The organism is Flavobacterium sp. B183 (assembly GCF_023539155.1).
Lineage (GTDB): Bacteria > Bacteroidota > Bacteroidia > Flavobacteriales > Flavobacteriaceae > Flavobacterium > Flavobacterium tructae.
In genome coordinates this window covers 5,317,583-5,341,655 of the sequence record NZ_CP097434.1, presented here as the reverse complement: position 1 = coordinate 5,341,655, position 24,073 = coordinate 5,317,583, and the positions used below count along the sequence as shown (strand labels likewise).

General features: G+C 35.3%; 17 protein-coding genes and 1 pseudogene. 6 read left to right on the top strand and 12 right to left on the bottom strand.

Translation table 11 applies throughout. The annotated features are described in order from the left end of the window. Positions 1 to 2 precede the first annotated feature (2 nt). Positions 3 to 1,712, bottom strand: coding sequence for a PAS domain-containing protein (locus tag M4I44_RS21875; protein WP_249966111.1), 1,710 nt, complete (start codon positions 1,710 to 1,712; stop codon positions 3 to 5). Positions 1,713 to 1,880: 168 nt separating this feature from the next. On the opposite strand from M4I44_RS21875, the gene typA reads away from it, so the two are divergent. Then, a complete protein-coding gene (gene typA / locus M4I44_RS21870) occupies positions 1,881 to 3,677 on the top strand; it encodes a translational GTPase TypA (RefSeq protein WP_017495214.1) in 1,797 nt (598 codons plus the stop codon). Between the two features lie 121 nt (positions 3,678 to 3,798). Here typA and M4I44_RS21865 read toward each other — a convergent pair whose 3' ends face one another. The 3 genes and pseudogenes from M4I44_RS21865 to M4I44_RS21855 form a co-directional block, all read right to left on the bottom strand. Continuing rightward, positions 3,799 to 6,153, bottom strand: a complete 2,355-nt coding sequence (locus M4I44_RS21865; protein WP_249966110.1) for a T9SS type B sorting domain-containing protein — start codon at positions 6,151 to 6,153, stop codon at positions 3,799 to 3,801. 15 nt (positions 6,154 to 6,168) lie between these two features. Further along, positions 6,169 to 7,005, bottom strand: a complete 837-nt coding sequence (locus M4I44_RS21860; RefSeq protein ID WP_249966109.1) for an ABC transporter permease — start codon at positions 7,003 to 7,005, stop codon at positions 6,169 to 6,171. Between the two features lie 3 nt (positions 7,006 to 7,008). Continuing rightward, a pseudogene (locus tag M4I44_RS21855) lies at positions 7,009 to 7,919 on the bottom strand (ABC transporter ATP-binding protein). 110 nt (positions 7,920 to 8,029) lie between these two features. On the opposite strand from M4I44_RS21855, the gene M4I44_RS21850 reads away from it, so the two are divergent. Next, on the top strand, positions 8,030 to 9,082 hold the full coding sequence (locus M4I44_RS21850) for a hypothetical protein (protein ID WP_017495218.1): 1,053 nt from the start codon (positions 8,030 to 8,032) through the stop codon (positions 9,080 to 9,082). 68 nt (positions 9,083 to 9,150) lie between these two features. After that, on the top strand, positions 9,151 to 10,011 hold the full coding sequence (locus M4I44_RS21845) for an SdiA-regulated domain-containing protein (RefSeq protein WP_249966108.1): 861 nt from the start codon (positions 9,151 to 9,153) through the stop codon (positions 10,009 to 10,011). 238 nt (positions 10,012 to 10,249) lie between these two features. Here M4I44_RS21845 and M4I44_RS21840 read toward each other — a convergent pair whose 3' ends face one another. After that, positions 10,250 to 13,984 (bottom strand): metallophosphoesterase, encoded by a 3,735-nt coding sequence (locus M4I44_RS21840; RefSeq protein ID WP_249966107.1) that lies wholly within the window; start codon positions 13,982 to 13,984, stop codon positions 10,250 to 10,252. A gap of 26 nt (positions 13,985 to 14,010) precedes the next feature. On the opposite strand from M4I44_RS21840, the gene M4I44_RS21835 reads away from it, so the two are divergent. Next, positions 14,011 to 15,189, top strand: coding sequence for a Pycsar system effector family protein (locus tag M4I44_RS21835; protein ID WP_249966106.1), 1,179 nt, complete (start codon positions 14,011 to 14,013; stop codon positions 15,187 to 15,189). Between the two features lie 15 nt (positions 15,190 to 15,204). On the opposite strand, the gene M4I44_RS21830 is transcribed toward M4I44_RS21835, so the two are convergent. Further along, positions 15,205 to 17,574: a GAF domain-containing protein gene (locus M4I44_RS21830; protein ID WP_249966105.1), complete on the bottom strand. Its 2,370-nt coding sequence runs from the start codon at positions 17,572 to 17,574 to the stop codon at positions 15,205 to 15,207. Positions 17,575 to 17,800: 226 nt separating this feature from the next. Between M4I44_RS21830 and M4I44_RS21825 the strand changes: the two genes are divergently transcribed. Both M4I44_RS21825 and M4I44_RS21820 read left to right on the top strand, forming a co-directional pair. Next, positions 17,801 to 18,553, top strand: a complete 753-nt coding sequence (locus M4I44_RS21825) for an SDR family oxidoreductase (protein ID WP_249966104.1) — start codon at positions 17,801 to 17,803, stop codon at positions 18,551 to 18,553. Between the two features lie 73 nt (positions 18,554 to 18,626). Then, positions 18,627 to 19,208: a TetR/AcrR family transcriptional regulator gene (locus M4I44_RS21820; protein WP_249966103.1), complete on the top strand. Its 582-nt coding sequence runs from the start codon at positions 18,627 to 18,629 to the stop codon at positions 19,206 to 19,208. An 85-nt stretch (positions 19,209 to 19,293) separates the two neighbouring features. Here the strand turns inward: M4I44_RS21820 and M4I44_RS21815 are convergent, their stop codons facing one another. The 6 genes from M4I44_RS21815 to M4I44_RS21790 all read right to left on the bottom strand — a co-directional run bounded on the left by M4I44_RS21815 (position 19,294) and on the right by M4I44_RS21790 (position 24,067). Then, positions 19,294 to 20,352 (bottom strand): nucleoid-associated protein, encoded by a 1,059-nt coding sequence (locus M4I44_RS21815; protein WP_017495225.1) that lies wholly within the window; start codon positions 20,350 to 20,352, stop codon positions 19,294 to 19,296. A 42-nt stretch (positions 20,353 to 20,394) separates the two neighbouring features. Beyond that, on the bottom strand, positions 20,395 to 20,754 hold the full coding sequence (locus tag M4I44_RS21810; protein WP_249966102.1) for a four helix bundle protein: 360 nt from the start codon (positions 20,752 to 20,754) through the stop codon (positions 20,395 to 20,397). A gap of 116 nt (positions 20,755 to 20,870) precedes the next feature. Continuing rightward, positions 20,871 to 21,410 (bottom strand): hypothetical protein, encoded by a 540-nt coding sequence (locus M4I44_RS21805; protein ID WP_017495227.1) that lies wholly within the window; start codon positions 21,408 to 21,410, stop codon positions 20,871 to 20,873. A 169-nt stretch (positions 21,411 to 21,579) separates the two neighbouring features. After that, on the bottom strand, positions 21,580 to 22,179 hold the full coding sequence (locus tag M4I44_RS21800; RefSeq protein ID WP_249966101.1) for an HPP family protein: 600 nt from the start codon (positions 22,177 to 22,179) through the stop codon (positions 21,580 to 21,582). Between the two features lie 80 nt (positions 22,180 to 22,259). Further along, positions 22,260 to 23,564, bottom strand: coding sequence for a chloride channel protein (locus tag M4I44_RS21795; protein ID WP_017495229.1), 1,305 nt, complete (start codon positions 23,562 to 23,564; stop codon positions 22,260 to 22,262). 113 nt (positions 23,565 to 23,677) lie between these two features. Further along, positions 23,678 to 24,067 carry a VOC family protein gene (locus M4I44_RS21790; protein WP_017495230.1) on the bottom strand — a complete coding sequence of 130 codons (390 nt, stop codon included), beginning with the start codon at positions 24,065 to 24,067 and terminating at the stop codon, positions 23,678 to 23,680. Positions 24,068 to 24,073 lie beyond the last annotated feature (6 nt).

Genomic DNA, 24,073 nt, shown 5'->3' with positions numbered 1-24,073 from the left:
AGTTAGTTTTTGAATGTTATTGTAAATGTGGTGCCTTTGTTGACTTCACTATCAATACTGATGGTTCCTCCCATGGTTTCGACTTGTGATTTTACAAGATATAAGCCTAGTCCTTTACTGTCGGGGTAGTTGTGGAATCGTTGGTACAGTCCAAAGACTTTGTCGCGGTTTCTTTCTAAATCAATTCCAATTCCGTTGTCTTTGAAAGTTAGAACTGCTTTTTGGTCGATTTGTTCTGCTGTAATGGATATTTTTAATTTTCTGTTTTCTGATTTGTATTTTATAGAATTGGTAAGTAGGTTTAATAAAATGCTTTCGATATAGGCTTTGTTTGTGTTTAGCAACGGAACTTTATCGAATTTGAGTTTGATAATGGGTTTGTGCAGTTCGATTTGAAATGATAGCTGACTAAATACATTTTCAAAAACTTCTTGTAGTGAGACTTCCTCTTTTTGCATAGAAGGGTTGTCTTTGATGATGATTACTTTTACTAAGTCGTTAATGGTTTCGTTTAGCAAATGTGTTGATTTTGTGAAACCGGACAGGATTTCTTCGAGTTCTTCGTTTTCGACAGGGATGTCCTCAATAAGATTTAATAGTCCGATTAAATTGGATAATGGCGCACGTAAATTGTGTGAGGTAATGTAGGAGAATTGTTTTAAGTCTTTGTTGTTTTGGGTTAATTCTCTAATTAAGTGTTCTTTTTCCGTCTCTAGTTTCTTTTCATCGGTAATGTCTCTTTGAATGGAGATCCAGTGTGAAATAACGCCTTCAGTATTAAAAATAGGGATCATCGAGAATCTTACCCAGTATTCTTCTTTTGATTTAGTATAGGTTATAGTCTCAATTAGGCACTCTTCTTCATTTTTTATAGCTCTTAAGAGTTTTTTTAATTCTTCTGAATCGGATTTTGGACCTTTGAAAATATTGGGTGATTTTCCAATTATTTCATTTGACATGTATCCTGACATTTGTGAAAAAGCAGGGTTAACGTAGACAATTTTAGGTATTTTTCGATCTGGAGAATTGGCTTCTGTTATTAATATGGAATCTTTAGATTGTGTAATTACAGTTTCTAAAAGTCTTAATCGTTGTTCTTCTTCCTTTTGTTTGGTGATGTCCTGGATGGCTCCAATCATTCTGATGGCTCTTCCGTTTTCATCTTTGAGAAGAAAACCTCTGTCCAAAACATATTTGTAACTCCCGTCGGCACATTTAAAACGATACTGATCCTGCCATTTTTCTGTTTTTTGTTCTATAAAAGAGTATAGTTTGATAGACATTCTGATGCTATCTTCCGGATGAATCTTGTCAAACCACCATTTGGATGTTTTTCCAACTTCCGTTGGATTGTATCCAAAAACGTTTTCTATTCCTTTGTTCCAATTGATGCTGTCTTCCTGGATTTTCCAATCCCAAATGGTGTCACTTGTTGCTTTGGCTACAATGTCATATTTTTCGTTTGATTCTTTTATTTCTTCGTTTGTTTCCTTTAATTTTTTGAAAATAGCAATGTTTTTTTTCTCGTTTTTAGAAAGTATGTATTTGAAAAACAGTGCAGTGCTCAGGATGAAAAAAATGTCCTTTAAAAAAAAAACAATGTAGTAATCGGTCTTTGAAAAGTAAGTCGTAAGTAATTTATGACAGATGATTGCCACAAATAACGATATGATAATATAAACTAGAGTAATTTGGAGAGTTTTACTTTTCATCACTCAAATATAGTTAAATTAACTATAATTAAACAATAACAAAAGTTCAATTTAGACTTAAATTTACATTGTTTTTGGGTTACTAATTACTTGTCTCTACGCAAACTATCGCAGAAACGTTTTTTATATCAAAATAAAGTGTACCTTTGCACCCATTAAAAATCACAGATGGAATCTATTAGAAACATTGCAATTATTGCCCACGTCGATCACGGTAAAACCACTTTGGTTGATAAAATTATGTATCACTGTCAATTATTTCGTGACAACGAAAACACAGGTGATTTAATTCTTGATAATAACGATTTAGAGCGTGAGAGAGGTATTACTATTACTTCAAAGAACGTATCAGTTCAATATAAAGGAACAAAAATCAATATTATTGACACTCCTGGCCACGCGGATTTTGGAGGTGAAGTAGAACGTGTATTGAACATGGCCGATGGTGTATGTTTGCTAGTGGATGCTTTTGAAGGCCCAATGCCACAAACTCGTTTCGTATTACAAAAAGCGATTGACTTAGGTCTTAAGCCTTGCGTAGTTATCAATAAAGTGGACAAAGAAAACTGTACTCCTGAAGAAGTTCATGAAAAAGTTTTTGACTTAATGTTTGAATTAGGTGCTGAAGAATGGCAGTTGGATTTCCCAACAGTTTATGGTTCTGCTAAAAACAACTGGATGTCTGACCACTGGGAAAACGTAACGGATAATGTTGAAGCATTATTGGATATGGTTGTTGATAATGTACCTGCTCCTAAAGTTTCAGAAGGAAATCCTCAAATGTTGATTACATCTTTAGATTTCTCTGCTTTTACAGGACGTATTGCTATCGGTCGTTTAGAAAGAGGTGTCTTAAAAGAAGGAATGCCAATTTCTTTGGTAAAAAGAGATGGTGCCGTAACAAAATCTAGAATTAAGGAATTACATACTTTTGAAGGTCTTGGACGTAAAAAAGTAACAGAAGTAATTGCAGGAGATATTTGTGCTATTGTTGGTGTTGAAGGTTTCGAAATTGGTGATACTATTTCTGATTTTGAAAATCCTGAAGGTTTAGCATCTATTGCTATTGATGAGCCAACAATGAGTATGTTGTTTACTATTAATGACTCTCCTTTCTTTGGTAAAGAAGGTAAATTTGTAACTTCTCGTCACATTAGAGAAAGATTGACAAAAGAATTAGAGAAAAACTTAGCGATGAAGTTAGGTGAAACTGATTCTGCTGATAAATTCATGGTTTTTGGTCGTGGAGTACTTCACTTATCTGTTCTTATTGAAACAATGAGAAGAGAAGGGTATGAGTTGCAAATTGGTCAGCCACAAGTTATCATCAAAGAAATTGATGGTCAAAAATGTGAGCCAATTGAGGAATTGACAATCGATTTGCCAGAGAATCTTTCAGGTAGAGCGGTAGAGTTTGTTACCATGCGTAAAGGTGAAATGTTGAGTATGGAAACTAAAGGGGAACGTATGATCGTTAAATTTAATATTCCATCACGTGGAATTATTGGATTACGTAACCAATTACTTACTGCAACAGCTGGTGAGGCTATTATGGCACACCGTTTCATTGGATATGAGCCTTATAAAGGAGAAATTGCCGGACGTAACAAAGGTTCGTTAATTTCTATGGAAAAAGGAAAAGCTATTCCTTATTCTATTGATAAATTACAAGATCGTGGTAAGTTTTTTGTTGAACCAAATGCCGAAATTTACGAAGGTCAGGTAATTGGAGAAAACTCTCGTAGTGATGATATGTGTGTTAACGTAACGAAAGAGAAAAAACAATCTAACGTTCGTTCTTCCGGAGCTGATGATAAAGCGAGAATTATTCCTCCAATCATTTTCTCTTTAGAGGAAGCATTAGAGTACATTCAAAAAGATGAATATGTAGAGGTTACTCCAAAATCTATTCGTTTGAGAAAAATCTATTTGACAGAAACTGATAGAAAAAGATTTAAATTCTAAGGAGTTTAAAATTCAATATAAAAAGCCAAATTCCAATCAGTGGAATTTGGCTTTTTTTTGTCTTGAAATTTTCGGACAGGAATTTCTTTACAGATTTTCGGAATAAGAAAGTGTAAAGTTTTTATCTTTTTAAGCTGAAGTGACCTTTTATGACTCTGCCATTAACAAATTGAAGGTTGAACCAATAGTCATCTGCTGGCAATTGTTGGTTATTAAATTGGCCGTTCCAGCCCAGTGTATTTTGATCCATTTGTTTGAGTAATTTTCCATAACGATCAAAAATGAAGATTTTAAAAGCCGGAAGCTGATCGGAGTTTTTAATTAGCCATAAATCATTATAACCGTCTCCATTTGGAGTAAAGAATCTTGGGTAGTCTGCAATGTAAACCTGATATTGGTTTGATGATCCGCAGCCGTTTTTGTCTCTTGCGATAGCATTGTAAACTCCGGGTTTGACATTAGTGAATAATGGGGCATCCTGAAAAACACTTCCATCCAATGAAAATTCATAATTACCAACCCCCGTATATTGAATTAAAACTGAATTCTCATCGCCAGAGAAATCTTTTGTATCTGCACCGCTTATAATCGCAGATTCAGACAGTATTACTTTAAATTTTTTGGTTTTTTCGCAGCCGTTAATGTCTTTTACAAGTACGGAATAATCACCGGCCGTGTTTACTGTAATGGAATTTGATGCAGCTCCGGTATTCCATAAATAGCTAGCGAAACCAGTGGCAACATCCAGGGTAATCTGCTCCCCTTTACACAAGTATTTTGATTCGTCTTGAAAATTTGAAGGATCAAAAGTGTTTACGACCAGAGTTATGGGAAGAATGTCGTAACAATCAGACCCATTTGTGGCTTTAGCATAAATGGTTTGGGTAAAAGCGGTAGTGTTTTTAAAGATATTAGGTAATGTATTTGTAGCTGCCAGAGCATCATTTACATTTAAATAGTAACTGAAAGTGATGCCCGTAGGTAAACCTGTCGAAAGTTGAGAGGTTACTTGTGCATTAAGATCAAATTGATAAAATCCGTCTTGTTTGTCATCTCCGTCACAAGTTGCAAATGGATTTTGTGAGGCAATTGTAGTGTTGGAAATTTGCAACGTTACTTCTGCGATTTTACTACAGCCATATTGGTTTTCAAGACGGACGTAAATGACCTGATTTTGGGATTTATTACTATACTTTTCAGGAGTTGAGATTGGATTCGTTTTAGTTTGAGCATCAGCTAGTGATTCGTAGTATCCTTTGTTCAGCGTTTCGGCAACATTGTTTTTCACAATATTAGCGACCTTTGTCAAGTCAAAAACCGATATTCCGTCGGTATTATCGTCACATTGTACTAATGAAGTGTTGGTGGATAGAATCTCAGGAGCAAACTCAATTTTAATTTTTCCGGTGGCCACACAAGTTGTTCCTATTAGTGTGGCTTCAACCTTATAATTGCCAGATGTTATAACAGTATAGGCAGAACCGGTTTCTGCCGGAGAAATTTCTGCATAGTTATCGGTGGTAGTTTCTTTAAACCATTTAAAAGTATAAAGATTGCTGTCCAGACGTGTATCTAAGACAATACTTTCTCCAAAACAGGCTGGATTTTTATCGGCAATTGTTTTGTTGGTTCCAAGATTTATTCTAGAGATAAAACTACCGGCTTCTATAAAAACAGCAGAGTTGAATTGCCCTGTCGGATCATCAGCAATTACCAGTTTTAAGTGGTATTTTTTGTTGGGAATTACATCTGTATGAGCATTCATAACTACAGTTTGCCCTGCGTAATTTATGGGGCTATTAATGGTATTGTAGCCATTGAAAAAATTTTCATTTAAAGGGTCACATCCCGGATAGTTGGTGCCATTGACAAAAGCGGGCTCAATTTTGGTATGAACTGTTGTAGAAGCAACCGGTGTTGTCGTATTGGGTAAGACGGCTAAATTTTTATAAGGGTCACTAGTGCCTGCTTCTTTTATTAAAAAAGCAAAACCATCAGAATAGATGCACGGATAGTAGGTTTGATACTCGTTTGAAGCAAAAATATAATTAAAGCTGATGGAGTTGGCTAAAGCGATAAAATCAAATTCCAGAACAGTTGCCTGTTTACTCGAGTTATTGTTTAAGGCCTGATTTAAGTCTGAGTCTCCCAGCCACTTATCGTTAGTAACGCCAATAGAGTTTGATCGTATAAATGGACCTGAAGCATTTGTACTTGGTGATGTACTTAAAACAATACCTCCTGAAAAGGGAAAGCTACCTCCGCCCGAATTAAAATAAGCATAACTATTACCCGTATTAGCAGGATTTCCAGTTGCATTAACACTAGTAACATTGATACAAGCGCTGTTAATTAAAATATTTTTTGCTAAATCTTCAGCAGTTCTGGTATCGTCTATACTAATATTTTGTGCGTTTACTTTTAAAGAGAGTAAACACACAAAATAGACTAGTGATAAGATTTTAAAATAGTTCATAGTACAACAAATATACTACAAATCTCTCTTTTTTAATAGCTTGTATGCGAAGTAAACAAATAAGAATGTCCAGATCAGAACGATTAAAACCGAAGTATAATGTACGCCATAATCTTTGGTATTTTCTACCCCAATTTGTGTTCCTATTGAACGAATTACGGATAATCTTGAAAAAGGCTCAATGATTAGATTTGACATGGCTTCCAGCGGAAAAAAATTCATGATCGTTTGACCCACTGAACTTTCAGGGAAAATCTTAAAGATCAAAACTCCTTTCATAATTCCTTCTATTATACTCCATACCAAAAGAAAACCTAATGCAAAAGCCGAACGCTTTACCAAAATTCCTAAAAACAAACAGAATGCAAAGAAGCCGGTGAGTTTTACGAAAAAGGCAAGAAGATAGTCTAAATCCATCAGAATAACATCAAATTCGGTATAGGATGAAAAGCACAGTCCAAGAATTACACTCATAACGAATACGAAAATGGTAGAGGCTAATGCAAAGAGTACAACTGCTAGGAACTTGGACAGAACGAATTCTTTTTTGCTTAAACCGTCAATCAGGTTTTGTTTTAAAGTTCCGTAACTGTATTCATTGGCCATCATAGAAACAATAACGATTGCAAGGAAAAGTTTAAGTAAGGCGGCTACATAAGTATTGAAATGCCAAATGAAAGGGAAGTTGAAAATACCCATTTCTGCCAAATGGAATTTAAAAGGACCTATGTCAAATTTGATCGAAGCCATTAAAGCGATGAACGAAAGCAGTATGAAATAAGTTAAAGTGAGGATGCGGCTGGCTTTGTTTTTCCAGATTTTTTGTAGTTCTATAGAAATTAGTCTGTTCATGGTTTAGTTGTTTTGGATAATGGCGTTCTTGGTTAATTCTAAAAATTGCGCTTCTAAACTGTTTTTACGTTTTACCAGATGGCTCAAAGCAATATTTTTAGAAAACAGAAAATGATTGAGTTCAGAAGCGGATAAATCAGAGTTCAAATAAACCAGGATTTTACCGTCTTCTTCGGTGATTTTTTCAACTGCCGGATGTGTTTCCAGTATGGTTTTCAACGCCAGATTGTCATCAGACTGAAGTTCAAAGAAACCTTCATTGGCTGACATTCCATCGACAGATCCGGAGTATAAAATTTCTCCTTTTCGCAAAACAACCACATGCGAACATACTTTTTCTACTTCGTCTAAAAGGTGAGAGGCCAGTAAAATAGTGGTTCCTTGTGACGCAATCTTTCGGATAATGTCTCTGATCTGATGAATTCCCTGTGGATCTAAACCATTTGTTGGTTCGTCTAAAATTAAAATTTCCGGATCATTTAAGAGTGCCGAAGCAATGGCAAGACGCTGTTTCATTCCCAAAGAAAAGGTGCTGAACTTGCTGTCTTTTCTCTCGGATAGCCCAACTAAATCAAGCTTTTCGCTGATTTTAGAATAATTGATGCTTTTTATTTTACAAACCAGTTTCAGGTTTTCTTCGGCAGTCATGTACGGGTAAAAGTTGGGCCTTTCGATGATGGCGCCTACTTTTTTAGTGCTTCATGTGTTTGTACCTTTCCTCCAAACCAGGTATAATTTCCCGAAGTTCTGTTTACAACATTCAGGACAATTCCTAAAGTGGTCGATTTACCGCTTCCATTAGGGCCTAATATGCCATAAACGTGGCCTTTTTGTATTTCAAAAGATACATTTTTTAAGGCCTGAATGCGCCCGTATCTTTTGTGAAGATTCTCGATAGTAAGTATGGTTTCCAAATTTATTTCGGTTTTAGTTTTATGTAAGACGATTCAACTTTTATTTTGTTACGCTAAATTTATTTATATGATGCTATTCATTTAAATTTGTAATAAAGATATTCAAAAATATGAGCGAACCTTTAATGGTTTTGAAAAAACCGTCTTATCCTTTAATGCCGTCTCTTCTTAGTTATTTAGAGCGATACGAACGTATTTCGAAAGTATCGGTGTTCTATGATGATCTATTGCGATTTTCAGGCTCGGTTAATGTTTATGATAAAAATGAAACGGATACTTTATGGATCAGAGTGTATTACAGCGAGTTTGAGAGAAATGAGATCGATCTGAATCTGAAAAAAATCTATTCCCTTTTACATTCTGATGGAAATAACGAGATCATTCAGTATTTGAATATTGATGCAATTGATTACTGTACTTTTGGAAATTCTAAACCTTTCCGAATAAAAGTTCGTAATATTCTCAATGATAATTATGTTCATTTTTATATCAAAAAAGCAGATGCTTCAAGAATTTACGGATTAGAGTTGGAGGATATTCTTTCACCGGATAAAATCAATTTTTTGGTTTTTAAGGATACTTTAATTGAAGAGCATATTATCGGAATCCCGGGTGACGTTTTTATGGATACTTTATTGGATAGTTGTACGGAAATGGAAAAGTCACAGATTGCAAAAGAATTTGTGAAGTTCAACGAACGTTGTATGATTAGGCTTTTGGGTGATATGCGTGCTTATAATTATGTGATTGTTCCCATTCATGACTTCGATCAGGTAGTTTATAAAATCCGTCCAATTGATTTTGATCAGCAATGTTACGAAGGAAACTTTAAAGTGTATCGTCCCCAGTTTTTCAAAGAAAATTATCCGATGATCAAATTGATTAAAGAAAAATTGGAGGACCGGTCCATTATTCAGTACAAGGATGAGGAAAGAGCGATTTTGGCAAAACGTATCCATTCAGCCGAAACCAGAATCAAAAAATTACTGAATATCATGTGTCACGATACGATTTCGACAGAAGAGCATCTGAATCAACTAAAAATGGAATTGTACCGTTATACCAATGATATGAAGTTCAAGAATGCTAAATCTATGGGACATATTATGTTTGCTGCTTTTGAATTTATTACACGCAATTTTAAAAATACAAACCTACTTTAAGTGCTGCACTCAATAAAAATCTTTGGCGGGTAACAGGTTTTAGTTAGGTTAAATTAAAAGAAGATATTATGAAAAAGTTTTTTTTACTCGGGGCTTCTATAGCCTTATTGGCTTGTCAGCAACAATCCAATACAAATTTAAAAACGTTGTACGCACTTCCGAAGAAGCTAAAAGAAGTTTCGGGAATTACTTATTTTCCTGAAACGAATTTAATTTATGCGATAGAAGACAGTGGCAATAAAAATGAAATTTATGCCATAAAATCAGATGGAAAGATAGCCAGATTGATTGTTGTTTCAAATGCGACTAATGTAGATTGGGAAGATATTACCAGAGATAAAAGCGGGAATGTTTATATAGGAGATTTTGGAAATAACGACAACGAGCGCAAAGATTTGTGTATTTATAAAGTCAATAAGAATCAGTTGAATAAAGATTCAGCTGTCGCAGAGTATAAGGTTTCATTTTCCTACCCGGAACAAACAGAATTTCCTCCGAAGAAAAAAGAAATGTTCTATGATGTCGAAGGCTTTTTTGAACACGGGAATTATTTTTATCTGTTTACCAAAAACCGTAGTAAGAATTTCGATGGAACGGCTTTTATTTATAAGATTTTAAATGCTCCGGGAACTCAGAAAGCGATTAAAATAGGGGAGTTTAAAACTTGTGATAATTACAATCATTGTGTTTTAACAAGTGCAACCATTAGCCCTGATGGTAAAAAAGTAGCTTTGCTGAGTCATGATAAAATCGTTTTGTTTAAAGGGTATAAAAATGATTTGTTTCATAAAGGATCGCAAACGGAAATTAAATTAGATCACTTTTCGCAAAAAGAAGCTGTTGTTTTTAAAGACAACAGCACCTTGCTGATTGCTGATGAAAAGGCAAACAAGACTGGTGGGAATGTTTATGAGTTTAAGCTAAAATAAAAAGGGACTGAGGTACTGAGGTGCTGAGGCTCTAAGGTTTTTTGCCACGAATTCGCGAATTTTAGTTTACTGTATCATTTTTGAATACTGAGAAAGAAAGCTTAGAATCTCAGTAACTCAGTACCTTTAAAATAAAAAGTTAGCCACGAATTCACGAATTTTAAATTACAAAATCATTCGTGAGTTCGTGGCAAAAAAAACTTAGAACCTTAGTAACTTAGCATCTCAGAACCTCTAGTTAAAAACTGTAAGCCGCTCCAAAAATGACTCTTCCGGTTTCGTCAGGTGATTTGAAATAAGTGATTCTTGCCGTTAGTACATTGATTGCGTTCAGCCAAAGTCCGCCGCCATAATCCTGATGCCATTTTCGGGAATTTTCACCGTCAAGCCAGATTCTTCCATAGTCAAAACCACCCAGAATCCCGTAGGTTAACGGAGCAATTGTTTTTTGGATTTTACCAATGCTAAGACGTAAATCAGTACTTTGAGAAAAATAAGAACTTCCCAGAAAGCGTTCGTTTCGATAACCGCGTAAGTCTGTATCGCCTCCTAAAGCCGCACCCTGATAAAATTCGTAATTGTTATTTAGGATCGCTTTTCCTTTTAAAAGTGTAGCTAAAACCAGCTTTCCGTTAGAATCAATTTTATGCGTAAATCCTAAAAGGCTTTCAAGAGTCGGGAAGTTTTGCCTGGTTTCATTTAGATTGGCTAACCACGCTGCCGAGATCATGAAAGTAACTCCCAAAGTAGGTTTTGCCGCAAAGTCGGAGTTTTTGAAATGGTACTTGATTTTCGCACCACCAAAGGTCTGACTTTGAAAAATCTCCGGATTAATGATGTTTGGAATATCAATAAATCGGTTTTTAGTTTCTTCTACTCTCATTTGTTGAAACATGGGCTGGATGCTAAACTCGCTTCCATATCGACCAACATGTCGGATCGCCGCTGAAACATTAAACTTCTGAATGCGAACGCGGTTGTAATCCATTCCGAATTGCTCTGTATTATTGATCGTTTCATTCCCATATCCGAAGTAATTCACTGTAAAATTTGGAGTTGTATATTGCGATTCAACGTCAATAACCCACTTGCCAAGCAAACCCGGAAAATGTGCGGCATAATTCAATTCGAAACCTTCCGTTGCGAAATAATAAAAACCGTTTAACACATGTTTTTGGGTGTAAGGGTTTTGTTTGAAATTGTTTACGGTATAGTTTAAATTAAAGCCAAGCTTTACACCATCGTCAGGATTGTACCCTATATTTGGAAGCCCTGAAATCACATTATACTTTGGCTTTTCGTAATTGTAAAGGTTAACGTCGTAATCATCTGTTAGTTGAGTTCCGGTTTTTGAATCCAGATTATAGGTATTTTGTTTTGATTTAAAATCATAAACGATCACTCTTTTTCCGTTCTCAATGTTATAGGTATCATTGTTTTGTCCACCTATTAAACGAATTTTTATCTTCGATTTTTCATTGCCGGTTACCTGGAAAGTATCATTATCATCTAAACCGTAAATCCATAAGTTGGAGGTTTTAGCATCGGTAACGGTTTTAGTATATACCAATTCGTCGCCCTCTTTTTTAACTCTGAAAACCTGAATTTCGAGTGTTTTTTTGGCGTTATGGCGAATTACAAACTTGTCTTTTTTATCTGTTCCGGCGATCATTACGGTATGACTTAAAACATCAAAGTATTCAGAAGCATATTTTTGAAGTTCTTTCTTTCTGCTTTTCAATTTCTGTTGAATGTCTTTAATCGTTTCGTCCTGAACCTCTTTTGGTAAACTTTTAAAAGCATTGTCAATGTCAGCATCGGTTAAGTTTTCCTGAATGTATTTTGCCTGAGCAATCCAGTCTTTTTCTTCGGCAGTTCTTAAGAAAGCCAAATCAAGCGGGTAAGGTTCTCTGTTAAGCCATTTTACATTGTCGATTTTGTCTTTAAAAGTACGCATGTGGCGCAGTGCAGGAATGTTCATCAACAGCGAAAGCAAAGTCCCGTCATATTTTGAAAAAGCCTGATCGCGATCTCTGGGAATAGGTTTATAAATGACCTTTCCCTCTTTTTTATATTCTCCCCAACGCCATTGGTCGTCATGTCTATCCCAATCGCCAATAAGCATGTCAAACAAACGGGCTTTTATGTATTCGTTTTCGTCAACGGTATATTTTTCATCTTTATGAAGGTTTTTCATCATGTCAGATGTGCTGATAATATTGGTTGGATTTCCAAAATTCTTCCCTTCCAAATGGTTGTCAGCAGGTCTTTCCTCGACCATGTACAATTCATCTCCAAAATTCGAATTGAATTCTTTTAAAGTATTTTGTTTCGGAATGTAATATAAAATAGGGTTGCTGTGTGCCAGCCCTATTCTATCGGCAAGATTGCCCACTGCAAAGGGAGTATAGGGATGTGAAGTAGTATAAAAGTCCAATAAGAAATTCTCTGCATAGGTGTTTTCAAAATCATTAACAATGTACTGATCTTTAAAAGCTACAGATTGTAAAAATTGTGTAGCGCTTTTTTTCATAGCACGCATCACATATTCACGGCCTTTAGGATCCGAGACTCTTAAAGATTTAGACTGGTGTCCGCCACCTTCACGAATAGGTTTCAAACCTCCCATTAAAGTGTCCAGAGTTGCGGTTTTAGTCTCAACGGGTAAACTGTAATATTTTCTATAGTGGTTTCCAAAAAGAAATTTATGAAACAGACTTTTCTGAGTCATTTTTTGAGAATAGATAGAAGTCGTAATTTTAGGAGGGAAATTATTCGGAATATCAGCAGCCCAGTTGATTTCTTTAGCCTTTATGATTTCATGCTCAAAAAGTAGTTTCTCGTGGTTGTTTTCATTTCCGAAGAAAGAAACTTTCGCATCTCCGCTTTTGAATAAAGTTAAGGTAGCATAACCGTTTCCTCCATAAGAAAAATCATTTGAATTAATGGCCCTTGCAGCTTCAGATTTTGATCCGGCACCGCTAATAATCTGCTTAATATTTTCCTTGTTTACATACTGCAGATTATGATCGTGGCCGGAAACGACAATCACATTTTTTTGTTTTTGCAGCAGCGTTTTAATACGCTTGGCATAAGCAGTATATTGTTTGTTTTGAATGTCTTGCGGACTGGCACCTGTAGTTTTTCGCAGTAAATTAATAAAGGAACCAATTACCGGAAGCGGAATTTTTTGTTCCAGAGGGAACAGTTGCTTTTCCAACGAATATTGACCGCCATGGGATCCGTTGCTCATGAGGGGATGATGTATGGCAAGAATGACCGTTTTCTCCTGATTTTTATTAAGAACACTTTCCAGTTCGTCAAAGAAATCTTCTCTGGTTTTAATATCACAATTGTCATTTATAGTAGGGTGGTTGTTCCAGTCTTCCAGAAACCATTCACTGTCAATCGTTACTAAAGCAGTTGTGCTGTCTATTTTAACAGCTTCTATAGCACAGCTTTTTCGGGGTAAAAAGGCTTTTTTATCGTTTAAATACTTAGTAACAAATTCAGCCTGAAGTTCAAGGCCTTTGATACCATTGTACCAATCGTGGTTTCCGGGAATGACAATCGTTTTTCCTTTAAATCCTTCGGTAAGTTTTAATTGATTGGTCAGTTTCGTTTCGGCCAAAGTCTTTTCCGGTCCTTCATTATGGGCAGGAAAACCTTTCGGATAGATATTATCTCCTAAAAAAAGTAAGGTCGATTTTTTACTCGCTTTTTTTAGCTTTTGATGCAGTAATTCAAGAGTTTGTTGTGCTTTTTCTTCGTCGGCGTTTCCGGCATCACCCACTAAATAAAAAGTGTGTGCAATTTTTATGGTATCTGTTGCGTTTTCCGTTTCGTTAGCACTGACATTTTTACCATATTGTGCTTTATGAGTCGCACAGGAATAGGGGAGCAGCAAGACAGCTATTGCCAAAGAACAGGTTTTAATTTTCGCAATAAAATGATTATCCAAAAACAATTTCATAATTTAGTGGTGTAAAAATATTCTTTATGAATTTAATAGAACAATCCGAAGATTTTGTTAGTAATTTACTCAAAGATAAACTTTCTAATTTATATTCTTATCATAATTTTAGCCATACTTTAACGGTCGTAAATGCTGTAAAAGAGCTTTGTAAAAAGGAAGATGTTACGGCTGAGGAGAAGGAAGTACTTTTAGTGGCAGCCTGGTTTCATGATAGCGGGTACATTAATGGTTATGAAAAACATGAAGAAGAGAGTGTGAAAATTGCTACGGCTTTTTTGAAGGAAAAAGAATTGTCGGATGAATTCATATCACAGGTTTCCGGTTTGATTCTGGCCACCGTAAAAGAGTATATTCCTAAAACACATTTGGAGAAAATAATCAAGGATGCCGATTTTGCTCATCTTATGGGTACTGAGTATGCAACGACCTGTGAATTATTGCGAATTGAATTAAAGAATACCTGGAATTTAAACTTTTCAAATGCCGAATGGGCAAAAGAAAACCTGAATTTTCTAATGAACAAGCACCGCTTTTACACGGATTATGCACTTAGAAAATGGCAGCCTTTAAAAGAGAGGAATCTGTTGATGGTTCAGAAAAAGATTGAAAAGCAGGAAAAGAAAGAGACCGAAAAAATCGAGGAAGAGAATAGAAAGAGAGATAAAATTGAAAAACCGGATCGTGGTATCGACACATTGTTTCGTGTTACCTTAGGAAATCATACGCGTTTAAGTGGGATTGCCGATAGTAAAGCAAATATTTTATTGTCTGTAAATGCTATTATCATTTCGATTGCACTTTCTACGATTATCCCTAAATTAGACAGTCCGAAGAATGCGCATTTGGTTGTCCCCACTTTTATCATGCTGATTTCAAGTGTAGTGACGATTATTTTTGCTATTTTATCTACGCGACCAAAAGTAACAACCGGTGTTTTTACACGTGAGGATATCGAAGCCAAGAAAATTAATTTATTATTCTTTGGAAACTTCTATAAAATGCCTCTTGAAGAATATGACTGGGCGATGAACGAAATGATGAAGGATAAAGATTACCTGTATTCGACCATGATAAAAGATTTATATTATTTAGGGTTGGTGTTACAGCGAAAATATAATTTACTGCGTATTGCTTACAATCTTTTTATGATCGGTATCATTGTTACCGTAATCTCTTTTGTAATTGCGTTTAAATCCATATAAAAGCTCAACTAAAAATTAGTTGAGCTCATCTAATAAGTCCTGATAGGTAATTTTTTTCGCTACGGGATTTGTATTGTTGTTGATTACTTTAACACGAATGGCTCTTAGACCCGAAACTCCCTGAAGGTCTTCGACTTCAAATTGTTCGATGGAAGGCTCGAGAATTTTTTTGTGCTGCAAGTATTTGATGTACTTCAAATATTCAGCTTCCTCACTGTTTTGAGAATACACAATTGTAATTTTCTCTTTCTCCGTAATACGTTCTTTTGTGCCTTTGATATTCGATTTGTCGATGCGTTTTTTCACCACTTCATATCTGGCATTGTAGGTTCCGTCAACATCAAAGCGTTTTTCATCCATTCTGAAACGGATCGAAAGCGGAGAAGTAAACACTAAAATTAAAGAAGTCACATCTAGTTCGTACGGGAGTGATTCTTTAAGCTGATGATGTTCAAGTTCCATTTCGCACAAGGTTTGTAACTGCCACAAGCGTAAATTGTGCAGATACATCATATCAAAGGGTTGATTTGGCGCAATAGAAGCTCCGATATAGAGGTTATGCTCAACACCATCTGTTTTAAATCGTTCGTAATAGTGTGGGTAAATCTGCTGTGCTTCGAGTTGTTTCTTGTCCAGAACCGAGGCTAGTTTTTTGTTGATAATAGACATCGCATTATCAAACTTCTTTCGCTCCTGATAAAACAGTCCACTTTTTGCGTCAAGACTCTCAAAGTACTTCCGTTCCAGTTTTTCGCTTTTTTCGGTTTCTTTTGTATTTTTTAGAAGAGGATGAATTTCTTCTTCAATATAACGCTGAATATATTGCTCGGTATCTGCTTTTAAAGGAGCGTCAAGCTCATCGCGAAAAGATTCCAGTTCAAATTTACGCTGTTCCAAGAGGACCAGATTGTGGTTTGTATTCTGAGATTCGAAAATTTTCAGCAAAGCAGTCAATTGATTTTTAAGGTCGATCTTAACCGTTTCATTTCGATGTTCGGAAGAACCTTTAATGTCAATTTGACCATAAAGCGGATATACGTTCTTAAACACAATTTCCTTAAAAATATAATCCTTAGTGTGATTGATGTTTTGGAAATAGTTTTGCGATTCTTTTTTGAATTTCCAGTACACACTTGGGTGAATGGTGGTGTACTCGCGCTGAATAATGGCTTCAATCTGATGCTGCATATCCGTATTGTAACGATCAATTGTATCAGTTAAATAAGGCAGTACCAGTTCCAGTTTAGTAGCATTAATCGTATTGAGCGCTTTTATTTGGGAAGAAACTAATTCTACAACGCCCAGTAACTGCCCATCTTTTATGATAGGAGCAAAAACGCAGCTTTGGATTCCTTGTTTTAGCAGGTGCTCCCCCAATTTTATATTATGTGATTCGGCAATAAATTTTTCGACATTAGAGATCACCAAAGGTTCTTTATCGTTTAGTAATTTCTCGAAGGTACATCCGAAAAAAGCATTCTTGCAATCAATTTCCTGATCTTTTGAAAGTAGAAAACTCTGCATCTGAGTGTCAAATTTAACAGGTCTGATAAATTTTTCTTCCTCCGGATTGTATACAATAAATCCCACCTTTAAATCTGGAATTTTAAAAATCGATTTAAAAATATTGAATACAATTTCATTTGTAGCAGCCGTTTTTGAATCAGGTTTCAATAAGTTGCTTTTCAGGTTTGAAATTGCACTTTCTGTAGTAGCGTCGAACAAAGAAACAATTCCAAAACCTTTTAAAATCCAGCTTCCAGCAGGGAATTTCGATTTCCAGAGTTCAAGATCGTGGTAGTTGTCCAGCAGTAAGTCAATATCATCCTGAGTTAAAGCTATTGATTTTTCTGTTGGAATGACTTCCATGAAATCGGCATTGTACAGAATACGATAGTGCTTTTCTATTCCATTTTCATCGGGAATATCATAGAAAAAAGGGTTGTTAAAATCGATACGCTGTTTGTAATAGGCACCTAAAATAATACAGCAGTTGTTGACATAGAACTGATGATCGTCAAAATCCCGAATTTCCATATCAAACTCTGATCCTGCGTTGCTTAAGATTTTTTTAAAGCGTTCCGTATAGTTGAAATATAAATTCTGAAAAGGGATAGTAACCGCTTTTATTTCGTTATTTGTCAAAGCAGTTGGGAAGATATCAGCCAAAAGATTCCTGATTAAAGCTTCATTGTCTTTAATAAGGGCATATTCCTTAATTCCCGTTCTAAGCTCAGGAATTGATTCTATTTGTTTTAAAATGGCTTTTGCGTAGTTAGCCCTGTAATCAACATCCGACAAAGCAATTTCTTCGAAAGATTCGATAAGCTTATGAAAGGAGATGATCGTTTCGAAAGGACTTTCGTTGTATAAATGAATATCCATCTGAATTGATTTAGATTGTAAATTTAAGCATAAATTAAGAATTTTTAGCATTTCATTATTTCTTTCCTTTATAATAGCATAGAGCAAAAGCTTGTCAATAACAGGTGTAAAACGCAATCTTTTTTGTTTAACAAAATATTAACGTAATTAATAACGGAACGATCGTTCCGTTATTATATCTTTGTATCAGAATAATCAAATAATCAGTAATTTAATAACAATTGAAATGAGAAAATTAGAGAATAAAGTAGCCATTGTAACAGGTGGAAATAGTGGAATAGGGTATGCAGCTGCAGCGGATTTGGTAGCAAATGGGGCAAAAGTAATTGTGACGGGAAGAAACAAAGAAGCCTTGGCAAAAGCAGAAGCTGAATTGAAAGTAACCGGAATTGCATCGGACCAATCCGATTTAAAATCAATTGACGGTTTAGTTGCCGAAGTGAAAGACCAATTTGGTAAAATTGATATCCTGTTTTTAAATGCCGGAATCGCTTCTTTTGCTCCCTTGGAATCTGCTTCCGAAGGTCATTACGATTCGATTATGGATGTGAACGTTAAGGGAGTTTATTTTACACTTCAAAAGTTGTTGCCTATTTTAAATGACGGAGGTTCTGTTATTTTTAATACCTCTATAAATGCCAATGTTGGTATGGAAAATTCAGGAGTTTATGCGGCAAGTAAAGCGGCTCTGTTATCTTTAAACCGTGTTTTTGCAACAGAACTGGCACCCAGAAATATCAGAATTAATGCAATTTCACCGGGACCTATTGAAACGCCTATTTTTGGAAAATTAGGATTAGAAAAAGCAGAAATCGAAGGATTTGGTGCAGCGTTAAGCGATAAAATTTTATTGAAACGTTTTGGTAAAGCTTCAGAGATTGCTAAGACAGTTACTTTTCTTGCGTCAGACGATGCTTCGTTTATTACAGGAACCGAAATTGTGGTAGATGGCGGGCTTACTGTAAATACGGTGGTTTAATTTTTTGCTCTAATTACGGAACAATCGTTCCGTAATTTTTCGTATCTTTGTAAGAGAATTTAATTATGAAGTTATGGCCAGAACAAAAGAATTTGATGAGGATAAGGCTCTGGATAAAGCGATAGAAATTTTTTGGTGTAAAGGATATAATGGTACTTCGGCACAGGACCTGGTAACGCATTTGGGGTTAAGCCGTTCAAGTTTGTATGATACTTTTGGAGAGAAACAGAAACTTTTTTCAAAAGCTTTAAGAAGGTATCTGGAACATGGGCAGGAAGCCACAAGAAACCTTTTAAATCAATCAGAAGATATAAAAGAAACCTTAACCGAGATTTTTAAACAGGCGGTTATTGAAAGTCTGGATGACCGAATGACAAAGGGATGTTTTGTTGTAAATGCTGCTGTTGAACTTGCAATGCATGACGAAGAGATTGCTAAAATTGTGAGCGATAACCGGCAAACGGTGGAGGAGATTTTTTTGACGGCAGTAAAAAAAGGACAGCAGGCTGGACAAATTTCAAAGCAATTAGAAGCAAGAATGCTGGCTCGTTTTATCTTTAATAATTATACCGGAATCAGGGTGTTGGCTCGCTCCGGAGAGAACGATAAGAAGGTTTACGATGATATTCTGAAAGCGATGTTTTCAGTATTGTAACTTTGGAATGAAGCATAAAAAAACGGCAATTACTAGTGTAGTTGCCGTTTTTTGCTTTAAGTAAGTAATAGAAAATGAATGACCCTTAGCTTTTCTCTTCTTTATTGAAATACACTAAGTAGTAATACATTTGTTTTTCTTCATCCCAGCCTTTTTCAACAAATTTTTCAGCACTTTCAGGGTTAATAAAATCCATTTTGATCTGAATGTGTGTGTCCAGATTGATCACATTTTTGATCGATTTTCTGGCGTCTGAAACTGCTGCGTTAGCAATAGGGAATGAGGTTACATCTTCGATGCTGTATTTTTCTCCCTTATCCACTTTATAGTTTTTGAATTCAGGAATTAATTCAGGATTGTCTAATACTTCGTTTAAGAAATTTTGTTCTTCAAACTGATCGTTTTTTGCAAAATAATTCACAGATCGGTTCATGAACATTACTTCTTCTTTTTTGTCTTCTGCTGGTAAAACTACATCTTTGGCGAAGTTCTGGCAGAATTTTAAGTATTTTTTAGTGATGAAGTTTTCATCCTCAAAAGCATCAACAGATAAAAAGTGCTCTAACCAGTAGCGCGCGTCATAACGGTTGCTGTCAACGGTTAGGATTTTGTATCCTTCTTCTTTTTTATAGTTAAAAATCAAACATCCTTTATCTAATTTACTTAAGTTGATTCCTTGTTGCAGGATCATTTCAAGATTACTTTCTTTCTCTTCAAATTGTAAAAAATCAGCTTGTAACTCACTTTTAAAGATTCCAATAGCATCTACAACATTATTGTCGATACTTAGATTGGTCAGGTACGTGATATAAACCTCTCCGTTTTTAATATGCGGGTGATTGGATTGTTCGAATAAATGCGTGGTGATTTTTTTTGAAACCTCGTGTAAATTTCCAGGGTTGCTAAAAATTTCTGTCGCATATTTAAACATGTCGTTGTAGTCTAAATCAACTTCGTGCGCAAACTGATAATAGTTTTCCTCTTTCTCTCTGAAAGGCTTAAAAAAGTACTCTTTGATCAAAGGAACAATTTCATCATTTAAATTAAATGGTTGTTCCGATAAAAAAATCGCTTCGTTTCTGCTTTTGTTCCCTACGCGGTGTATCGCAAGCGTATCGATGTGGGTGTTGAATAAGTTGATCATATTTTTTAGGTTCAGAGTGGCAAAGGTTCAAAGGAACAAAGGTTATTTTCTGTCTTTTATTTTTCGAATAAAAGAGCTTAACATTCGCTCAATTTCTCTGCTTTCTCCATTTATTTTATTAAATTGATTCTCGCTTAAATATTTTAAATTATATGAGATTTCAAGCTGGGTTTGCATTTCGAATAAAGATGATATTGAAATATTTAAAAATCTCAGGTAATCGTTATTTCCTTCTCTGCCATAACCTTCTGCAATATTACTGGGTATTGAAATTGAACATCTTCTGATTTGTGAAGATAGTCCGTAAATTTCTTCTTTTGGAAATGATTTTGTTATTTGGTAGATTTCGGTGACCAGAGTCATTGATTTTTGCCATATTAAAAGGTCCCGGAAAGTATTCATAATCTATGATATTTAAAAAATTAAACATAAAGATAAGAATATTCTTTCTTTTGTGAAAAGATTTTATAGAAAATACCTTTGAACCTTTGTCGCTCTGAACCTTTGAACCTTACAAACTAATTCCAATTCTCCTCAAATCCATAATCTTCAAAGCTGTCATCGCCTTCGAACATGTCAAGATCATCCTCATCAAGATCGTCTTCAAATTCTCCGTAGATATCGTCGTGCATGTCGGCTTCAAAGTTCTTTTCTGTAGCTTCGTCCGGCATTTCTCCGTGTGAGAATAGCGTTTCTGGGTATGGAGCTCCTGCGATTTGATCTTCAATAGCAGCTAATTCAACTAAGAATGTCCACATATTGATGAAATCATATACATAGATAATTTTGGTATTTTGTTCGTCTAAAATAGAAGATAACGGATAATCGCCCATCGTTCTTTGCTCACCAGGAACGTCACCAGTATCAAAAAGCGGAATCTCGTCTTCCTGATTCCAGGTTTCATCACAGGTATAAAACGAAGCCACTTCCATTCCGTCAAAACCAAAAGCGTTGAAGATAGCATTGTGTAAATCCTCAAGAGTATCGTCTTCAAGAATAGCAATGTCTCTAAAAATATCTTCTTCGGCGTCTAGAATTACTCTAAATTTATAAACCATAATCGTTGTTTTTATTGAAAGGGCAAAGGTAAAGTATAATTAACGATTTACGAATTTTGATTTACGAATTGTTGAAAAGATTTTTTATTCGTCGGAGGTAGCACAGTATGAGTCTTTTGTAATAAATAAGCTCTGACTCCGGCTCAGATGACTGTCGTGAGAAAAGCAATTACTTTCCGATTAATCTTTTCCTGATCTTGTGATAATGTTTGTGGTAGGTACTGTGGCTCGGATAGCTTCTGCTCGAAGTCATATTATTGAAAATTAATGCCGTTATGAATAAAATAAGGACACCGTCTAAAACGGGAGAAAATACATACATATAACCCAGGTCTTTTATCTGAGCAGAACCTGTAACCGCAATAAGTGCAGTGGCTCCTCCGGGAGGATGAAGCGTTTTGGTAATTTGCATAAATATAATCGATAAGGAAACAGCCAAAGGTGCAGACAGCCAAACAATGTCCGGAATTAGTTGGTTTATGGTTACTCCGATAATTGCTGAGATTACATGTCCTCCAATTAAATTTCGGGGTTGGGAGAACGGACTTTGAATGATTCCGTAAACCAACACACTCGAGGCTCCAAAAGAACCAATTAAGAAAACAATATCGGTGCCGGAAAAGCGAATAGATTCCAGATAAGAAAGGATTCCAATACCAATAAAAGATCCAATAAATGACCAAAAATGTTCTTTATAATCGATTAAAGTCTCTTTGTAAAGTATATAACGGGTTTTACGATAGCCTCTTTTTATTTTTGGAGTTGGCATATTTGCTAAATATTTGATGTGGTATTTTTTAAATTCAGGACTAAAACCTGAACTGATGTGTTATATCAGTGTTTGAAAATTTATTTTAGTAAACCTGGCGAATAAGTATAAACGGTATAAGGATAAATCATTTTTGCGGTATATTTTGATATCAAACAAACGACCAAGATTGGGATAAACAATGTGTAATCGTTAGTTAATCCGCAAACTAAGAATATTGCTGTAAAAGGAGCATGAATGCTGGCGCTTAAAACAGCCGCCATTCCGATAATCATAAAATTTACAGGAATTACATGTACGTGAAAAAAGGTATTCAATACAGATGCCAATAGTAATCCTAAAAAAGCTCCAATAAACAAGCTTGGTGCAAATACTCCACCATCGCCTCCGGAAGCCAGTGTGATAGAGGTTACAATTGGTTTAAGAATCAATACACCAATCAATGTTAGCGATAAAGTTATGGTTAATGGAATTTCAGATGTAGTGCTGAATATCCCTTTTATAGCGTGATATCCTTCTCCATACAATTGAGGGAAAATAAAAAGAGAAATGCTTAAAACCACTGAACCAATTAAGATTTTATAATAATGTGTATCGATTTTTCCGAATTGAGATTTAAAAAAAAGCACGCAACGTGTGAGATAAACTGAATTTAGCCCAGCTAATATTCCTAAAAGTATAAAGTAGGGAATCGCTTTTAAATGCCAAGTTGTAATGGAGACTGTGAATAAAGGTTCTTCTTTTAAAATAGAGAGCAAACCAAAAGCAATGGAAACGGCAATAATATTGGAAATAATAAAAGCACGGGTTACTTTTCTGGAGATTACTTCTAAAGCAAATAAAATTCCCGCAATCGGACTGCTGAATAAAGCGGTTACTCCCGCTGCAACTCCCGCACATATTAGTTCGGTCTTGTATTGGCGAAACACATTTTCTTTTTGCTGTGCAACAGAGCCAATGGTGGCGGTGGCCACTACGGTTGAAACCTCAATTCCGGTAGAGCCTCCAAAGATTACGGTCAGTAATCCGTTGATAAAATGGGACGGAATTTTATAAGAAGGCAAGTTTTTGGAAGAGGATTTGGTGCTTTCGAAAACCTCTTTAATGCCCTTGTTTTCTTTTTTCTTAAAGAGATATTGTCTAAGAAAGTAAATAACAGACAATCCAAAAACGGGGAAGATGATATAAAAAACAGGATTTACGGAGACTTCATGAAAGAAAATTTCTTCGTAATACTCGGTAATTTTTTTAAGGGAGATTCCTAAAAAGGCAGAAAGAAAGCCTATTAATATGGAAACAATAACTAATTTTTTGAGGACAATAAATTGATGATTTTTTTTGATTTTCGCCGTTTTGTTCATCAGAGATTGATTTTGAAATCGCATTTTTTTATGCGGATTACAAAATTAGCTAATCAAATTCGGTTTTTAATACAAATCGCTCCATATATTGTGTTAAAATTATCAGTTAAAGAAAATATCTTCTGTTCGTTTTGATCTTATCTTTCATAAAATTCAATGGGTAATTCGTCAGGATCGGCAATAAAAGTGAATCGCTTATCGGTAAACTCATCGATTCGGATAGGCTCTGATTCGATGTTTTTAGTGTTTAAAAAAGCGATGGTTTCCTCTAAGTTAATGACTTCAAAAGCCAAATGACGCAAGCCGACAGCTTCGGGTCTTGAAGGTCTTTTTGGCGGATTGGGAAACGAAAACAATTCGACAATATAAATACCATTCAGAGCCAAATCTAGTTTGTAGGATTGACGTTCTTCACGATAGATTTCTCTAATGATGGTAAGTCCCAGAACTTCCGTATAGAAAGTTTTAGACTTTTGATAATCCGAGCATAAAATGGCAATATGGTGAACTTTATTTAAGGTAAGCATTGATTT

What these genes read in the sequence shown, in the direction of transcription:
- M4I44_RS21875 (WP_249966111.1), bottom strand. Translation starts at nt 1,712, where the DNA reads ATGAAAAGTAAAACTCTCCAAATTACTCTAGTTTATATTATCATATCG.
- typA (WP_017495214.1), top strand. Translation starts at nt 1,881, where the DNA reads ATGGAATCTATTAGAAACATTGCAATTATTGCCCACGTCGATCACGGT.
- M4I44_RS21865 (WP_249966110.1), bottom strand. Translation starts at nt 6,153, where the DNA reads ATGAACTATTTTAAAATCTTATCACTAGTCTATTTTGTGTGTTTACTC.
- M4I44_RS21860 (WP_249966109.1), bottom strand. Translation starts at nt 7,005, where the DNA reads ATGAACAGACTAATTTCTATAGAACTACAAAAAATCTGGAAAAACAAA.
- M4I44_RS21850 (WP_017495218.1), top strand. Translation starts at nt 8,030, where the DNA reads ATGAGCGAACCTTTAATGGTTTTGAAAAAACCGTCTTATCCTTTAATG.
- M4I44_RS21845 (WP_249966108.1), top strand. Translation starts at nt 9,151, where the DNA reads ATGAAAAAGTTTTTTTTACTCGGGGCTTCTATAGCCTTATTGGCTTGT.
- M4I44_RS21840 (WP_249966107.1), bottom strand. Translation starts at nt 13,984, where the DNA reads ATGAAATTGTTTTTGGATAATCATTTTATTGCGAAAATTAAAACCTGT.
- M4I44_RS21835 (WP_249966106.1), top strand. Translation starts at nt 14,011, where the DNA reads ATGAATTTAATAGAACAATCCGAAGATTTTGTTAGTAATTTACTCAAA.
- M4I44_RS21830 (WP_249966105.1), bottom strand. Translation starts at nt 17,574, where the DNA reads ATGGATATTCATTTATACAACGAAAGTCCTTTCGAAACGATCATCTCC.
- M4I44_RS21825 (WP_249966104.1), top strand. Translation starts at nt 17,801, where the DNA reads ATGAGAAAATTAGAGAATAAAGTAGCCATTGTAACAGGTGGAAATAGT.
- M4I44_RS21820 (WP_249966103.1), top strand. Translation starts at nt 18,627, where the DNA reads ATGGCCAGAACAAAAGAATTTGATGAGGATAAGGCTCTGGATAAAGCG.
- M4I44_RS21815 (WP_017495225.1), bottom strand. Translation starts at nt 20,352, where the DNA reads ATGATCAACTTATTCAACACCCACATCGATACGCTTGCGATACACCGC.
- M4I44_RS21810 (WP_249966102.1), bottom strand. Translation starts at nt 20,754, where the DNA reads ATGAATACTTTCCGGGACCTTTTAATATGGCAAAAATCAATGACTCTG.
- M4I44_RS21805 (WP_017495227.1), bottom strand. Translation starts at nt 21,410, where the DNA reads ATGGTTTATAAATTTAGAGTAATTCTAGACGCCGAAGAAGATATTTTT.
- M4I44_RS21800 (WP_249966101.1), bottom strand. Translation starts at nt 22,179, where the DNA reads ATGCCAACTCCAAAAATAAAAAGAGGCTATCGTAAAACCCGTTATATA.
- M4I44_RS21795 (WP_017495229.1), bottom strand. Translation starts at nt 23,564, where the DNA reads ATGCGATTTCAAAATCAATCTCTGATGAACAAAACGGCGAAAATCAAA.
- M4I44_RS21790 (WP_017495230.1), bottom strand. Translation starts at nt 24,067, where the DNA reads ATGCTTACCTTAAATAAAGTTCACCATATTGCCATTTTATGCTCGGAT.